The organism is Intrasporangium calvum DSM 43043 (assembly GCF_000184685.1).
Lineage (GTDB): Bacteria > Actinomycetota > Actinomycetes > Actinomycetales > Dermatophilaceae > Intrasporangium > Intrasporangium calvum.
This window is the reverse complement of sequence record NC_014830.1, coordinates 3,318,940-3,334,870: the sequence shown is the minus strand read 5'-3', so window position 1 is coordinate 3,334,870 and position 15,931 is coordinate 3,318,940. Positions and strand designations below refer to the sequence as shown.

Sequence of the window (15,931 nt, the reverse complement as noted above, 5' to 3'; positions counted from 1 at the left end):
TGTCGGGGTGCTGCTCCAGATGGTCGTGGTGGTTGTCGCCGCGCCGTATCTGGTCGGGTTGATGCGCCAGGTGCGAGCCCGCCTCGAGGGCAGGGTCGGCGGCGGCGTGGGACAGCCGTGGCGCGATCTGCGCAAGCTTCTCCGCAAGGAGGCGATCAGCCCGGAAGGCTCCTCCCTGGTCTTCGTCGCTGCTCCTGCCGTGGCCCTGTCCGCGTCGCTGGTGGTGGTTGCGGTGGCCCCCTTCATCGTGACCGGCTCGCCGCTGGACGCGGTCGCGGACCTGTACGCGGTCGTGTCCCTCATGCTGCTGGGGTCGGTGGCTTTCGCGCTGGCCGGGCTGGACACTGGGTCTGCCTTCGGCGGGATGGGCTCGAGTCGGACGATGATGGTCGCGGCCCTGGCCGAACCAACACTGCTGCTCACCGGTTTCGCGTTGGCGGTCCGGGTCGGCTCGTCCAACCTGGGACAGCTGGTGGATCGCAGCCAGCAGGCACCCGGCGAGGTGTTCTCGCCGGCGGTGCTCCTGGCTGCGGCGGCGTTGGCCATCGTCGTCGTCGCGGAGGCCGGTCGGCTCCCGGTGGACAATCCCACGACGCACCTGGAACTGACGATGATCCACGAGGCGACGATCCTCGAGTACGCCGGACGCGACCTGGCTGTGGTCGAACTGGCCAGCTCGATCCGGCTGACGATCCTGCTCGGGCTCTGGGTCAACCTGTTTCTGCCCTGGGGCATCCCCGGGGCGGCCACGCCGGTCGCGTTGGCGCTGGGCGCCCTCGTGTTTCTGCTCAAAGTCGGGCTCGCGGCCGCGGCCTTGAGCGCCGCGGAAGTGTTCATGGCCAAATGGCGACTGTTCCGGGTGCCCGAGCTGCTGGCCGGCTCGTTCCTGTTCGGCGTGCTCGCCGTGTCCACCTCGTTCTTCTTGGCATGACCATGACCCAGCTCACCCATCGAAGGCGGTCCTGATTTGTCCAGCGAGGTCTACACCGAGCTGCTGTATGCCGCCTGCGGCGGCCTGCTGCTGGCTGCGGTGCTGACGTTGTGGCGGCGCCAGCTCTCCGCGCTGGTAAGCCTGCTCATCGTCCAGGGCGCCCTGTTGGCTCTGCTCGCCATGCTGCTGGGGATCCGACACGACAGCGCTGAGCTCTACGTCGTAGCCGTCGGCGTGCTGCTGCTCAAGGGGGTGGCGCTGCCGTTGGTGCTTCGGCGGGCGTTACGCAGCGGCGGCGAGGCACGCGAGACCCGGCCGCTGGTCAATGTCCCCGCGTCGATCCTCGCCGCCTCGTTGCTGACCTTGGTCGCGTACGCCGTCAGCGGCCCGATTGTCGCCCTGAGCCCGGGACCGGAGACCCGGGCGGTACCGGTCGGTCTCGCGATGGTCCTGATCGGCCTGTTCGTGATGGTCACCCGCCGCCGCGCCATCTCCCAGGTGGTCGGGTTCCTGCTGATGGACAACGGGATCGCCGCCACCGCGTTCCTGCTCACCGCGGGGGTCCCGGCCGTGATCGAGCTGGCGGTGTCGCTGGACTTGCTGCTGGTCGTGCTCGTGCTGCTGGTGGTCACCAGCCACGTCCGCGCCACGTTCGGAGGAACCGATATCGACGAGCTGCGAGGACTGAGGGATTGATGCTTGACCTGACTTCCCCACCGATCCACCTCAGCGGGGTCGCGTCACCGGCCCTGTCCTCCCTGAGCGGCCTGCTCGCCGTGCTGCCGCTGGCGGCGCCGCTGCTGGTGAGCATGACCGCGTGGTTCATCCGGACCGACCGGCTGCTCGCCGTCCGAGCCAGCATCGTCGCAGCCGCCGTGATCCTCGGGTCTGGCGTCGCGGTCGCCGTGGTCAACGTGCGCGGCGAAGTACCCGCGGTCGGCTCCACCCTTCGCGTCGACGCGCTGTCGGCGGTGATGCTCATCGTGATCGGCGCGGTCGGGCTGATCGCCACCACGGCCAGCGTCGACTACCTCCAGGGCGAGATCAACGGCGGCCACACCACCGATCGGCGGGTGCGCGCCTACAGCGTTCTGCTGCCCGCCTTCCTGACGGCCATGGTGCTGGCCGTCGTAGCGAACAACCTCGGGTTGTTGTGGGCCGCGATCGAGGCGACCACGATCGTGACCGCGTTCCTGGTCGGCCACCACCGCTCCCGCGGTTCGGTGGAGGCCACCTGGAAGTACGTGATCATCTGCTCGGTGGGCATCGCCCTTGCCTACTTGGGCACCGTTCTGGTGCACTACGCAGCCCGGCACGCGGGGCTGGCCGAGTCCGCGGCGCTGGACTGGACCGCACTGTCGGCCGGCGCAGCCCGGCTCGACCCCGATGTCATGCGGGTCGCGTTTGCCCTACTGGTGCTCGGGTTCGGAGCCAAGGCCGGCATGGCACCGCTGCACAGCTGGCTGCCCGACGCGCACAGTCAGGCCCCGGCCCCCGTCTCGGCTCTGATGTCGGGAGTGCTGCTGCCAGTCGCGGTCTACGCCCTGCTGCGATACCGGGTGATCGCGGCACCCAGCCTGGGTGAGCACCAGGTCAGGCTGCTGCTGCTGGTCGTCGCGCTCGGCTCGCTGGCTCTCGCCGCCTCGCTGATCATCGCCCAACGTGACTACAAGCGGCTGCTGGCCTACTCCAGCATCGAGCACATGTCGCTGGTCGTCATTGGGGTGGCGATCGGGACTCCACTAGCCGTGGCAGCACTGCTGCTGCACATCGTCGGCCACGGCCTGGGCAAGGCCGTCCTGTTCTGCGGCGCCGGCCGGATCCTAGCCACCGAGGGCAGCACCAGCATCCGGTCCGTGCGCGGACTGCTGGTCCGGCGCCCAGCGCTCGCCGCTGTCTTCGCCGCGGGAATCGCCGCCCTGCTCGGGCTGCCCCCCTTCAGCTTGTTTGCCAGCGAGGTCGGCCTGGCCCGGGCCGGCACCTCGGCCGGACTGGGATGGGTGATCGCGGCCGCAATGGCTCTGGTCGCGGTCATCTTCGTGGCCATCACCGTGCACGTGGCACCCATGGTTCTGGGACGACCGACCCCCGGACAGCCCGTGGACCGGTCTGCCGCAGGGTTGTCCCCCCTGGTGCTGGGCCTGGTAGTCCTCGCCGTCCTGGGGATGGTGGCCTGGCCGCTGGACCAGCTGCTGCAAGCGGCCAGCCTGATCGGAGGTGCCCGATGAGCGAACCGGACCGGCCCGACACCCCACCCCCGACCGATTTCCCGGCGGTCGAGAGCCGTCACTACCACCGCCGCCGTCAGCTCGAGGTGACCTCAGACACTCTGGGTACCCGGACCACCGAGCTGCTGGATAGCGGCTTCCGGCTGGGCCTGGTCGCGGCACACGAGGACGAGGACCGGTTCCGGGTCGTCTACCTCTTCCTCGCCGGTCACCCCGACCGCCGAGTCGAACTGGTTCTCACCACCGACCGGGACGCGCCCTCGGTGCCCACACTGGCCGGGCTGTCCTTCCCCGCGGGACGGTTCGAACGCGAGATGAGAGACCTGTACGGCATCATCCCCCTCGACCATCCCCTGCCTCGGCGCCTGGTGCGGCACCAACACTGGCCCCAGGGCTGGTATCCCATGCGCCGCGATGCCGGTGCACCGCCGGCGTTCGGCTCAGAGGACCAGCCCTACCCCTTCGCCACCGTCCAGGGGCCGGGCGTCTACGAGATCCCCGTCGGCCCGATCCACGCCGGCCTTATCGAACCCGGCCACTTCCGGTTCTCCGTCGTCGGAGAAACCATCCTCAAACTCAAGGCACGCCTGTGGTTCGTCCACCGCGGCATCGAGAAGCACGCCGAGGGCCGCACCGTCTCCGAAGCGCTGCCGCTGATGGAACGGGTCGCCGGGGACACCTCAGTCGGACACGCACTCGCATTCAGCCTGGCCGTCGAGGAAGCCCTGGACTGGGCCGTGCCCGCGCCGGCCCAGCTGATCCGCGCCGTCCTCCTGGAGCTGGAGCGCCTCTACAACCACATCACCGACATCGGCGCCCTGTGTAACGACGTCGGCCAGGGACTGCTCAACGCGCACGCTCTCACACTGCGGGAACGGCTGCTGCGGCTCAATGCCGAGACCACCGGCCACCGGCTGCTGCGCGGCGCGATCGTCCCCGGGGGGGCCCGCCTGCAGACCCTACCCACGGCCGCGGCCATAGATCACATCGACGCCGAGGCCGACCGCATCGTCACCTTGGCACTGGGCCACAGCGTGGTGCGCGACCGGTTCACCGACACCGCGGTGCTCCCCACAGACCAAGCCCGAGACCTGGGCACGTTGGGCTACGTCGCCCGCGCCAGCGGACTCCGGATCGACGCCCGCCACGACCACCCCTTCACCGAGGCCACCACCCGCGCGCAGCTGGTGACAAAGTCCGAGGGTGACGTCATGGCCCGTTTCCTGATGCGCGCGGAGGAGTTCCACGCCTCCGCGCTCCTGGTCAAGGACCTTCTCGCGCTGGTTGGCGGTGGTGATGTGCCTCTGGGCAAACTGAGCCCAATCGCCGGCCAGACATCGGGTGTCGGATTGGTCGAGGGATGGCGCGGCACGATCGCCCACCGGATCGAGCTGGCCCCCGACAAGACAATCCGACGGCTGAAGATCGTGGATCCCTCCTTCCTCAACTGGCCCGCAGTGCCGGTCAGCCTCACCGACACCATCGTTCCTGACTTCCCCCTGACCAATAAGAGCTTCAACCTGTCCTACGCCGGCAACGACCTCTGATCCAGTGGGTCTGCCCTCCTTTGACCCCCCGCTGCCTGTGTGACCCCTCTCTCGAAGCAGTTCCGGGCAAAGTGGTCGGTGGAACACTCGGAAGGCCCAGCGCTGTGAAAGAGGTCGCAATGGCGTACACCGACGAACCGATGGCTCTGGAGGGGGTACGCCTGGAGTTTCCGTACGCGTCTCCCTTCGTGAACCTCCAGACCGTGCTGATGTGGCTCAACGGAGTACAGGCAGCGTGGGACTTGGCCTGCCGCGTGGCGGCGATCGAAGAGGCGGACGCGGCGGCGGTCCCCGAGAGCCGGAGGGAGCCCGGCCCGCCCAGCCTCGACCTGCGGAGCATCAGCACCCAGCCGACGTTCTCACTGGAGTTGGTGCAGCGTGGCCCGCGGCTCGGCGGACCCGGCGCAGCGGCCGCGATCTTCGCCGACGTCGTCTCCCAGCCGGAGGTCTTCGGTCAAGCCCTGTCCGCGGCCATCGACTCGTTCGCGGTGGACATGGACGGCCCTCGCTCCAATCGGACGCTGCGTGTGGCCTCGGACGAAGAGCGGAAAGCGATCGCTCGGCTCCCGCTCGCGACCGTCGTTCAGGCGCTGTGGTTGCAGGAAAGCTGACCCCCCATCTGCTCGAGCCCCTGGAGAGGCTGGGGTATCCGGTCCCCAGTCACTGAGTCTCGGTAGCACATCGCTGGGCGCGAGAACGGCCGGGGTGGTTGTGACAACGTGGATTCCAACGGACGACGCAACACAGAAGCTGTGTGGAAGGCGTCATGGAAGAGGGGTAGTCAGGTCGTGGCGGCCAACCACGAAGACGTTGCTCGAACTTGCCTGGGTGGTCGAAGGGCAACCAGGCGGGCCAGTTTGAGTCCCGAGGCCGCCGCCGACCGGCGCACCTGCCCCGTCAACCGTGCGTCGCCAGACCTCATCCGTTCCACAGGGGCAGGTCCAGCTGGAACACCGCGCCGGCTGCGGTGTCAGCGTCGAGCAGCTGCAGCGAGCCGGCGTGCGCAGCGGCGATCTCCCGGCTGATGGCCAACCCCAGTCCGCTACCGCCTCGGTCGCGCGCCCGTGCCTCGTCGAGCCGGGTGAAACGCTCGAAGATCACTTCGCGGTCTGCCGGGGCGACCCCGGGCCCGTCGTCTCGGACCTGGACCACGGCTCGGTCACCGCGGCGCCGCAGCGCAAGGTGGACGGTGCCGGCAGCGTGCCGTTGAGCGTTGTCGGTCAGGTTCTGCAGAACACGGGCGAGCTGGGCGCGATCACCTCGTACCCGCAAGGCTGGCAACGGCTCGACGACGACCTCAACCGTGCCTGCGCGGCGCAACGCGTCGGCCGCCTCGTGCACCAGGTCGTCGAGGTCGAGCTCATCACGCACCTCGGGCGCCCTGCCGTCCAGCCGTGCCAGCAGCAGCAGGTCCTCCACCAGGTGCCGCATGCGCACCTGCTCGGCCTTCAGCTCGGCCCCGGCCACGGTCCACGCGGCAAGCTCGCCGCGCCGCTGGGCGATCTCGAGCACGGCCTGCATGGTCGCCAGTGGGCTGCGCAGCTCGTGGGAGGCGTCGGCGACAAACCGGCGTTGCCGTGCGCTCGCCTCCCCGACGCGTGCGAGCATGGCATTCATCGTCTGGGCAAGGCGGTGCACCTCGTCCCGGGTCCGCGGAAGCGGCACCTGTGCGGTGACCTCCCCGGCGCCGATGGTCGCCGTCTTGCGTCTGATCTGCTCCAAGGGCGCCAGGGCCCGACCCACACCCACCCAGGTGATCAAGGCCGCCAGCACCAGGACCACCGGGAATACCTCGAGCAGCAGTCGTCCAGCGCTGGCAACCGCCCGGTCCACTGGACCGAGCGACTGGGCCACGATGATCGTGTCCGGCCCCACCTGCAGGGTCAGGACCCGGAACCCCGCGCCGGCGGCCGTGGGCAACGCAACCTCGGTATGGATTCCTGCGCCGGCCCCCGGTGCCAGCAGCGCCGCCTCTCCCTCGATGTTCGCCGTCGCCGCGAGCACCGCACCCGCGCCGTCGAGGACCTGGACGATGCTGCCCTCGTCCGTTGCCGCCGGCACCACCGACACCAACGACCCAGCCCGCACGAGCGCGGCGACCTCGTCAGCGCGGGCGCGCACGGACGCGTCGATCCCATCCGTCAGGGTCGTGCGCAGCAACGCCAGCAGGACGAGCCCGGCCAGGGCGAGCACGAGAGCCACCGCCGCCGTCGCATACAGCGTCGTCGAGGTGCGGACCCCCGGAGGAGGAGCTCTCATGCGCCTCGTCCGCTCAAGCGGTACCCCAGGCCGCGGACCGTCTCGATCGCCACGTCCGGCTGAGTTGCCAGCTTGCGACGCAGCCGCCCGATGTACACCTCGACGACGTTCGCGTCGCCCTCGAAGGCCTGGTCCCAGACATGCTCAAGGATCTCGGTCTTGCTGACCACGTGATCAACCCGATGGGCCAGGTAGCGCACCAGCGCCATCTCCCGTGCGGTCAGCCGCAGCTCGTCGGCGCCCAGCCAGGCCCGCTGCTTGGCAGGCTCCAACCGCAACGAGCCCACCACCACGGAAGGCTCTGGCCCCTCGCCGGCGCGCCGCAGCAGTGCCCGCAGCCGCGCCGCGAGAACGACCGGGGAGAACGGCTTGGAGATGAAGTCATCGCCTCCGATGTCCAGCGCGTCGGCCTCGTCGTACTCCCCGTCCTTCGCGGTCAAGAACACGATGGGCGTCGAGTCGTCGCGCGCGCGCACGTTGCGGCAGATGTCGTAACCCGACATGCCGGGCAGCATCACATCCAGGACGATCACATCGAACGTCTGCTCCTGCGCCTGCCAGTCGCCGTCGACACCGTTCAAAGCCACCACGACGCTGAAACCCTCGGACTCCAGACTCCGGCGCAGCGCAGCAGCCAGCGGCCGCTCATCCTCCACGACAAGAACCCGCACCGTCACCTCCGGCCAGCCCACAGGAGTGCACGCACCGCCACCCTACGCGTGCACGGGGGACGGCCCGAAGGGCCGTCCCCCCGCAGGGTTGGTTACTCCTGCCCGTCGAACTGGTGGTCGACGTTGCCCGCCGGGTCCTCGTGGCCGCCCGGACCGTCCGAGGTCCCCGACTCGGTGCCGGCGGTCTCGGGGGCTTCCGCACCCGAGACCTCACTGGCGCCGGTGTCGGTGGCGCTTCGCTGGCCCTGCTGGACGCTGCTCGAGGTGGCAGCCGGAGCCACCGGCGACGGGCTCGCCGCGAACGCGGCACCCGACCCGAGCATCGCCGTGATGCCGAGAGCCGCCGCTGCCGCGCCGCCGATGGCGATCTTCTTGATCCGCATGGGAAGTCCTTCCGTTGGTGTCACTCTGACCCCCTCACCATGCAGGGGACCGCCTGAACGGAACCTGACACAACCTGTCAGCCGGTTCAGCCAACCCGATCCGGCCGGCCCGGCGCCTCCGCAAGGGCACCGGGGCAACCCCGGGCGCCACCTCCACAGGACAGTGGCGGCCGCCGAGGTCATTGCGGCAACCACGACGCCGCGCGGCAGTGTCTTGAACACGGTGGACGCATGCGATCACCAGTCTGGCGCCCCCGACGACTCTCGCCGCCGCACGGCCAGCCCCAGACGCGTGTCGGCCAGAAACACCGTTTCAGCGGACAGTCCCCGTGGCGACGACCGAGCGCAGCGGACGCGCGTCGAGCCGGGCGGGCTGCTCATCCAGGCCGGGGGAGGTGCCTCTCAGCGGCGTCGCTCGATGGCGCTCCCACCCATGATGTCGGCGGCGGTCGGGGGCTCCGTGACTGCATTGGTCTCGCCGGGGGTTGGGCACGGGGTTGTCGGAGACACGGTCCTCCCGTCCTGCCGGCCCCGCTGTGGCGGATCCTTCTGTGGCGCAACCTTCTGGCATGCGTCCGGAACGAGTCAGGCGTCGATGATGACCGGGATGATGAGCGGGCTGCGGCGATGCTTGCGGTGGGCCCAACCCGATGCGGCGGCGCGCACGAGCTCCTCGATCTGCTCGATGTCCTCGATACCGTCGCGGGAGGCCTTGGTCAGGGCCTTCTGGATGGCCGGGGTGGCGTCGTCGAAGTCCATGGCGTCTCGCTCGAAGCCGTGGGCGAGGTAATCGGGGTCCTCGGTGAGCTCGCCGGTGGCGGGGTCGACGATGCAGATGATGGTCAGGACGCCTTCCTCGGCGAGCGTGCGACGGACGTGCAGGTGCGCCTCGGTCGCCCCGCCGACGGTCATCCCGTCGACGTACACCATCCCGGCGGGCACGGTCCCGGTGATGGCGGCGCGGCCGTCGACGAGGTCGATGACGGACCCGTCCTGGGCGATGAGGACGCTCTTGGGATCGACGCCGGTACGCACGGCGATGTCGGCGTTGGCTCGCAGGTGGCGCCACTCGCCGTGGACAGGGAGGACGTTGGTGGGCCGGATGATGTTGTAGCAGTAGGCGAGCTCGCCGGCGCTGGCGTGCCCGGACACGTGGACCTTGGCGTTGCCCTTGTGCACGACGTTGGCTCCCCAACGGGTGAGCTCGTTGATGACCCGGTAGATGGCGTTCTCGTTGCCCGGGATGAGCGAGCTGGCCATGAGGACGGTGTCGCCCTCGGTGACGCGGACGGGATGGTCGCGGTTGGCCATCCGGGCGAGGGCGGCGAGCGGCTCGCCCTGTGAACCGGTCGCGACGATCGCGATCTGGTTGGCCGGGAGGCGCTCGAGCTTCTTCAAGTCGTCGACGACGAGCCCCTCGGGGATGGTGAGGTAGCCGAGCTCGCTGGCAATGCCCATGTTGCGGACCATCGACCGTCCGACGAAGGCGACCTTGCGACCGTGCTGTTGCGCGGCGTCGAGGACCTGCTGGATGCGATGGACGTGGCTGGCGAAGCTGGAGACGATCACCCGGCCGGGCGTGGTCCGGAACACGGTCTCGATCGCGGGGGCCAGCTCGCCCTCGGAGATGGTGAAGCCGGGGACCTCGGCGTTGGTCGAGTCGACGAGGAAGAGGTCGACGCCCTCCTGCCCGAGCCGGGCGAAGGCCCGCAGGTCGGTGACCCGTCCGTCGAGCGGGAACTGGTCCATCTTGAAGTCGCCGGTGTGCAGGACCAGCCCGGCGGCGGTACGAATCGCGACCGCGAGGCCGTCCGGGATGGAGTGGTTGACCGCGATGAACTCGCAGTCGAACGGTCCGAACTTCCGGCGGTGGTCCTCGCGGACCTCGACGGTCACCGGCTTGATCCGGTGCTCCTTGAGCTTGGCCTCGATGAAGGCCAGGGTGAGGCGGGAGCCGACCAGTGGGATGTCAGGCCGTTCACGCAGCAGGTAGGGCACCCCGCCGATGTGGTCCTCGTGGCCGTGCGTGAGCAGGATCGCGTCGACCTGGTCGAGCCGGTCGCGGATCCAGGTGAAGTCCGGGAGGATCACGTCCACCCCGGGCTGGTGCTCCTCCGGGAAAAGGACGCCGCAGTCGACGATCAGCAGCCGCCCGGCGTGCTCGAAGACCGTCATGTTGCGGCCGATCTCGCCGAGACCACCCAGCGGCACAACTCGCAGCCCGCCCGGCGCGAGACCCGGCAGGCCAGTGGCCCTCTTGGTGCGAGACCCGCGGCGGCTCATCGGATCCCACCTCGGAAGGTCGGGACGTGCCGGGCCGGGTGGCGCGAGATCCTCATGTGCGGTCCTCCAAAGGTCCGTGGGCTGGGGCTGGTGTTGGTGGCGGGACCGAGCCCAGCGGCATACGGCATGGGTCGTATGCCGCTGGGCTGGCTCAGCGGGTCAGTGGCCGCCGCCGAGGTGGCCGGCGAGACGCTCGTGTCGCTCGAGGCTCTCGGGGTTGAGGCCGATGATGGTCACGTTCTTGCCCTTGGCACGGTACTTGGTCTCGATGGCGTCGAGCGAGGCGACGGTGGACGCATCCCAGATGTGGGAGTCGGTCAGGTCGATGACGACGTTCCTGGGGTCGCCGACGTAGTCGAACTGGTACACCAAGTCGTTGCTCGAGGCGAAGAAGAGCTCGCCGACGACCTTGTAGACGCGGGTGTCGTCGTCCGGGTGGGCCACGTCGACCACCTCGGTGAAGTGGGCGACGCGGCGGGCGAACATGACGGAGGCGACGATGACACCGGCGATGACCCCGATGGCGAGGTTGTGGGTGGCGACGACCACGACGACGGTCGCGGCCATGACGAAGGTCTCGCTCTTCGGAAGCCGCTTGAGGGTGGCGGGCTGGAGGCTGTGCCAGTCCATCGTGCCGACCGAGACCATGATCATGACGGCGACGAGGGCGGCCATCGGGATGAGCGAGACGATGTCGCCGAGGCCGACGACGAGGATGAGCAGGAAGACGCCGGCGAGGAAGGTCGAGATGCGGGTGCGGGCGCGCGCGGCCTTGACGTTGATCATGGTCTGGCCGATCATCGCGCAGCCGCCCATGCCGCCGAAGAAGCCGGTGATGATGTTGGCGGCGCCCTGGCCCCAGGCCTCCCGGGTCTTGTTGGAATGGGTGTCGGTGACGTCGTCGACGAGCTTGGCCGTCATCAGCGACTCCATCAGGCCGACGAGGGCCATCGCGATCGAGAAGGGCCCGATGATCTGCAGGGTCTCCAAGGTGAACGGCACGTTCGGGAAGAACAGGCTCGGCAGGCTGTCCGGCAGGTCGCCCTGGTCGCCGACGGTGGGCACGGCGATCGCGGCGGCGACGGTGAAGATCGTCAGCACGACGATCGCCACCAGCGGTGCGGGGACGGCCTGGGTGAACTTCGGCAGCGCGACCATGATGAGCAGCCCGACCGCGATGAGCGGGTAGACCGCCACGGGGACGTCGACCAGGTGCGGGACCTGCGCGAGGAAGATGAGGATCGCGAGGGCGTTGACGAAGCCGACCATGACCGAGCGGGGGATGAAGCGCATCATCTTGGCGACGCCGGCCAGGCCCAGGACGACCTGGATGACCCCGCCGAGGATGACGGTGGCGATGAGGTAGTCCAAGCCGTGCTCGCGGGCGACGGGCGCGATGACGAGGGCGATCGCACCGGTGGCCGCCGAGATCATCGCGGGGCGGCCCCCGAGGAAGGCGATCGAGACGGCCATCGTGAAGGACGCGAAGAGGCCCAGGCGGGGGTCGACACCGGCGATGATCGAGAACGAGATCGCCTCGGGGATCAGGGCGAGGGCGACGACCAGACCGGCGAGGACCTCGGTGCGCAGCCGCTTGGGGGAGCGGAGGGCGGCGCGTACAGAGGTGACCTCGTGCTCGTGCCGGAAGTGCTCCACACCGTCGTGGTGGGCGTCGTGGTGGTCGTGGTGGTGGTCGTCGCGGCCGGGCGACGTGGGCTCGGTGGTGGACAAGACTGCTCCAGAGGATCGGGATGCGAGGACCGGCGCGCATGGACGGGCGGCGGCATGGATCCCGGACGACGGTGACCGGGGGCGGGCTTCGGGGGCGTGAAACTAGCTCAGGGGCTCGCGGAGGTGAGCCGCGAACGCCTCGGCGTGCTCGACCTTGCGGCGTAGCTCAGTCAGCTTGTCGTCGGCGAGCCGCTGGTAGTCCTCGAGGGTGGCCTGCAGCCCGGCGCGGGTCTTGTCGGAACAGCGCGGGCTGGCCAGGCGCTGGCGGACGTCGAGGATCTCGCGCATCTGCTCGAGGGTGAAGTCGAGGGGCTTCATCTGCTTGATCAGCAGCAGCCGGGTGACTGCGTCCTCGGTGTAGAGGCGGAACCCGCCGGGGGAGCGCTGCGCCTCCGGCAGCAGCCCGACCTCCTCGTAGTGCCGGATCGTGCGCAGGCTCAGGCTCGTGCGCTCGGCGACGTCGCCGATCTGCATCAGGGTCGCGGTGCTCGGGGCGGAGGTGGTAGGGCTCACGTCAGCTTTCGGGTCGCGGTCGGACCCGTGCGGGCCAGGTCGTCGGGTGCCGCTGGAGGCGACTATGCAACCCTACCCTCTCGTTAGGGTAGTGATCAAGGCAGGGTGTTGAGGGGAGGGAGAGGAAGGAGTGGGGCAAAACTGGTTCCACACCGGTCGTGGCCCTCGGCAGTGTGCTCGATCAGATGAGCCAGGAGGATAGGGCGGTGTGTCGACGCCTGACCCGCCCGCGTCACGCCCTGCTGATGCGCGGGACGGGATGTCAGGACAGGTGGCGGAGGGCCTGAAAAAGGCGAGCGCGCGGGGCGCCTGAGAGCCCTCAGGCGCCCTGGCCGCGGCGTCCGTCGGAAATGGGCAATGTGGCCTGGATCGTCGTGCCGCGCGGGATGCGCTTGAGCACTTCCACGGTTCCGCCGAGGGCAACCACCCGTTCGCGCATCCCCACCAGTCCCCAGCCCTGGACGAGCTCGCGCACGGACTCCGGCTGGGGCGGTGGGCTCGTACGCCGCTTGTCGATCCCACGACCGTCGTCGGAGACCGTGATGGAGAGCATGTCGCGGAACTCGACGAGGACGTCGACGCGCGCCGCTCCCGCATGGCGAAGGACATTGCTGAGTGACTCCTGGACAACGCGGTATGCCGTGAGCTCGCCCTCGGGGGTCAACCGCACGGGCTCGCCGCGCACCTGGAGGCCGACGTTGGGTGCACCCGATCTCATCTCTGCTTCGTCCACGAGTTGTCGCAGGGCGGAAGCCAGCCCGAGAGCATCGAGCACTGGGGGACGCAGCCCTCGGATGACCTCGCGAAGTGCGCATCCAACTTCGGTGGCAAGCCCTGCATGTCTCGAGATCTGCGCCGCTATGTCCACCGGGAGCTGCGGGTCGGCGGCCACGTCATCCAGGCCTCGCGAGAGGAACAGCAAGGTCTGGAGCGGATCATCATGCAGGTCCTGAGCCAGGCGGCGTCGTTCGTCCTCCTGCACGGCGATCAGCCGGGCACTGAACAACCGCTGCTCCTCCTGACGGCGATGCTGCTCCGTGACATCAGCAAGACAGACCTGCACGAGCCGTGATCCGGCGTCGGGTGAAAAGACCTGTGCGCTCGGGGCGAACAGGCGCTGCTCGCCATCCGTTGTCGTCAGCGGGAGCACCGGCATCCCGGTGAGGAGCGCCGGCACATTTTGGCCGAGGAGGTCACGAAGGCCCCGCCCTACCGTGTCATCCCCGAGGAGCCGTGTCCCGGCAGCGTTCGTCTCCGAGACGACGCCATCGGCGTCGGCGATGAGCACGGCCGCCTGATGATCGTCGAAGAGCGAATAGTAGCGAGCTGTTGCCACCTCGGCCGCCGTCAGCGCGTCCTCGGCACGTCGCCGCGCCCGGCGTTCCCGCTCCACCCGCACGCCGACAACGACAGCGACGGCGTTGAGCAGGATGAGGTTGCCGCCCTCCACCCAGACGTGGATGGAAGGCCACGAGCTGTCCGCAGGCCAGTGCGGAACGATGGTGAGGGTAGAAAGGACCGCGGTCCCGACAGCCCCCTTGACGCCGAAATTGAGTGCGGCGTACAGCACCGGGACGAACAGCAGTGCAGAGGTGACCGGGCCGGGAACGAGGATGACGTCTTCCCTGTCGCCAAGCCAGACGAGGACGAGATCGTGCAACGCCGCGATGGTGAGCACTGCCGCCTGCACGATCCAGAAGCGCCATGAACGTACGGGCGGCGCGATGGCGCGATAAATCCTGGCGACGTGCGACGTGCCTCCATGGTCGATCCCGACGTTGGCCTCATCCGTCGTCATCGGGCGCCTCGATGATCCCGTGTGAGAGGGCTTTGACAACGGCCTCGGTCCGGGAACCAGCTCCGAGTTTGCCGTAGAGGCTGTCGCAATGGCGCTCCACCGTACGGCTACTGATGTGGAGCCGGTCCGCGATCTCCCTGTTGTGGAGGCCGTCGACGAGCAGCGAGAGCACCTGTCGTTCGCGGTCTGTCAGCATGACGCCGTCGTTGGCCGGGCCGCGGGGCCGCAGCACCCGTGCCAGCAGCTGTGACTGGAGCACCAGTCGACCTGCGGCAGCGTCCCTCACCCCGGTGGCGAGCTCGCGCCCCGGCGCTGCTTTGCTGATGAAGCCGACGGCGCCGGCCTCAAGCCCCCTACGGACGAACTCCTCGTCGTCGTACGCCGTCACGATGAGGACCTTGATTCCAGGATGGTCCTGCGCGATTCGTCGGGTGGCCTCGATGCCACTCATCCCGGGAAGGCGCACGTCCATGAGGACGACGTCGGGTCGAAGGCGGTTGACCAGGGCGAGCGCGACCTCGCCCGAGTAGGCGTCTCCGACCACCTTGATGTCGCTGTACTGCTCGAGGATCCGACTGGTCCCCTCGCGGAGCAGGGCATGGTCGTCGACGATCAGCACGCGCAGCTGCGGCACGTCCATATCTGCAGGCTAGACCGACCACGTGCCCGGCGATGTCGGCAAACACCCACACGCTGCTACGTGACCGCCGTCGACGGCTTGACGGGATTCTCGGTTCTGCTCACCTGGGACGCCGCCGCACGCTGGGCCTGGGCCCACAGGCTGGGCCAACGCGGCAAACCAGTGGAGCGTTCTCATGGAAAGAGATCTACGAGCACCATCCGACGGCCTGATGGGCGCTACCGCCGTGTTCACCGATGACCATCTGGGTGCTGCGCCGCTGCGCCGTCCCCCATCAGAGCAGGCGAACCCGTCCTCGTGCGGATTGGCTGTCCTCCGGGGTGTGTCACCTCGTGGTGGATCCAGAGTGTCCTCGGCGGCTGCGCGGTGTGCCGTGGCTGCTGCCGTATCCGTGCTGAGTCTGGCTTTCCCTGGGGCGGCGTTCGCCCACGGTGACGAAGGTGGGGTGCCCGCTCGGGAAAACGTCCTGCAGGCCATTGCGTACGTGGTCAACACGCCCGACGACATGGACATGATCACCGACAAGCTGACGGACGCGAAGGAGTCGGAAGACCAAGAGGGCGTGGACATGACCGAGGTCGACCGGGCGATGCAGGCGCTCGACCAGGGTGACATGCCCCAGGTGCGCCTGCTGCTCGAGCAGTCGATCGGCGCGCGGGCCGACTTGAGTGGTCTGGATGTCCGGCACGTACTGCAAGTGGCTCCTGGCAGCTCCACCGTGAGCCTGGCGGCCGGGCAGGACCCGGGCACCCTGATCGTGACTGACGAGCTCACCGGCCGCGGGGCCTGGAGCGGGAGCGATTCGGCCCTCATCGGGATCGCCGCCGCCGCCGCCGCAGCTGGGGTTCTGCTCGGGTGGAGGTTCCGCCCGGCGCACTCCATTCACACGCTGCGACGGCGGGCCGCGCTCGCGGGCCGGTCTGCGGACCAGAAGGGCGGAGGCTGAT

General features: G+C 69.1%; 14 protein-coding genes. 6 read left to right on the top strand and 8 right to left on the bottom strand.

The window, feature by feature from the left end:
* The first annotated feature begins 7 nt into the window (after positions 1-7).
* The 5 genes from INTCA_RS15255 to INTCA_RS15235 all read left to right on the top strand — a co-directional run bounded on the left by INTCA_RS15255 (position 8) and on the right by INTCA_RS15235 (position 5,317).
* Positions 8-931, top strand: a complete 924-nt coding sequence (locus INTCA_RS15255) for a respiratory chain complex I subunit 1 family protein (protein ID WP_199921541.1) — start codon at positions 8-10, stop codon at positions 929-931.
* Between the two features lie 36 nt (positions 932-967).
* On the top strand, positions 968-1,627 hold the full coding sequence (locus tag INTCA_RS15250; RefSeq protein WP_013493820.1) for a hypothetical protein: 660 nt from the start codon (positions 968-970) through the stop codon (positions 1,625-1,627).
* 80 nt (positions 1,628-1,707) lie between these two features.
* On the top strand, positions 1,708-3,159 hold the full coding sequence (locus INTCA_RS15245) for a proton-conducting transporter transmembrane domain-containing protein (RefSeq protein WP_199921540.1): 1,452 nt from the start codon (positions 1,708-1,710) through the stop codon (positions 3,157-3,159).
* Positions 3,156-4,706, top strand: coding sequence for a hydrogenase large subunit (locus INTCA_RS15240; protein ID WP_013493818.1), 1,551 nt, complete (start codon positions 3,156-3,158; stop codon positions 4,704-4,706). Before INTCA_RS15245 ends, INTCA_RS15240 begins: the two co-directional genes overlap by 4 nt.
* 119 nt (positions 4,707-4,825) lie before the next feature.
* A complete protein-coding gene (locus INTCA_RS15235; RefSeq protein WP_013493817.1) occupies positions 4,826-5,317 on the top strand; it encodes a hypothetical protein in 492 nt (163 codons plus the stop codon).
* Positions 5,318-5,624: 307 nt separating this feature from the next.
* Here the strand turns inward: INTCA_RS15235 and INTCA_RS20505 are convergent, their stop codons facing one another.
* The 8 genes from INTCA_RS20505 to INTCA_RS15195 all read right to left on the bottom strand — a co-directional run bounded on the left by INTCA_RS20505 (position 5,625) and on the right by INTCA_RS15195 (position 14,984).
* Positions 5,625-6,965: a sensor histidine kinase gene (locus INTCA_RS20505; RefSeq protein WP_013493816.1), complete on the bottom strand. Its 1,341-nt coding sequence runs from the start codon at positions 6,963-6,965 to the stop codon at positions 5,625-5,627.
* On the bottom strand, positions 6,962-7,636 hold the full coding sequence (locus INTCA_RS15225) for a response regulator transcription factor (protein WP_013493815.1): 675 nt from the start codon (positions 7,634-7,636) through the stop codon (positions 6,962-6,964). The genes INTCA_RS20505 and INTCA_RS15225 overlap by 4 nt, the downstream gene beginning before the upstream one ends.
* Before the next feature lie 92 nt (positions 7,637-7,728).
* Positions 7,729-8,019 carry a hypothetical protein gene (locus tag INTCA_RS15220; protein ID WP_013493814.1) on the bottom strand — a complete coding sequence of 97 codons (291 nt, stop codon included), beginning with the start codon at positions 8,017-8,019 and terminating at the stop codon, positions 7,729-7,731.
* 585 nt (positions 8,020-8,604) lie between these two features.
* Entirely contained in the window at positions 8,605-10,302 is a 1,698-nt protein-coding gene (locus tag INTCA_RS15215; RefSeq protein WP_013493813.1) for a ribonuclease J, read from the bottom strand.
* A gap of 159 nt (positions 10,303-10,461) precedes the next feature.
* The gene (locus tag INTCA_RS15210; protein ID WP_041308872.1) at positions 10,462-11,958 is read right to left on the bottom strand and encodes a SulP family inorganic anion transporter; all 1,497 of its coding nucleotides are present in this window, start codon (positions 11,956-11,958) and stop codon (positions 10,462-10,464) included.
* A 177-nt stretch (positions 11,959-12,135) separates the two neighbouring features.
* On the bottom strand, positions 12,136-12,546 hold the full coding sequence (locus INTCA_RS15205; protein WP_342341435.1) for a MerR family transcriptional regulator: 411 nt from the start codon (positions 12,544-12,546) through the stop codon (positions 12,136-12,138).
* A gap of 319 nt (positions 12,547-12,865) precedes the next feature.
* Positions 12,866-14,344: a PAS domain-containing sensor histidine kinase gene (locus INTCA_RS15200; RefSeq protein ID WP_013493810.1), complete on the bottom strand. Its 1,479-nt coding sequence runs from the start codon at positions 14,342-14,344 to the stop codon at positions 12,866-12,868.
* Complete coding sequence (locus INTCA_RS15195) at positions 14,331-14,984, bottom strand: response regulator transcription factor (protein ID WP_013493809.1); 654 nt, start codon at positions 14,982-14,984, stop codon at positions 14,331-14,333. The genes INTCA_RS15200 and INTCA_RS15195 overlap by 14 nt, the downstream gene beginning before the upstream one ends.
* A gap of 445 nt (positions 14,985-15,429) precedes the next feature.
* Here INTCA_RS15195 and INTCA_RS15190 point away from each other — a divergent pair, with 445 nt between their 5' ends.
* On the top strand, positions 15,430-15,930 hold the full coding sequence (locus INTCA_RS15190; protein WP_041307812.1) for a hypothetical protein: 501 nt from the start codon (positions 15,430-15,432) through the stop codon (positions 15,928-15,930).
* The last annotated feature ends 1 nt before the right edge of the window (position 15,931 follow it).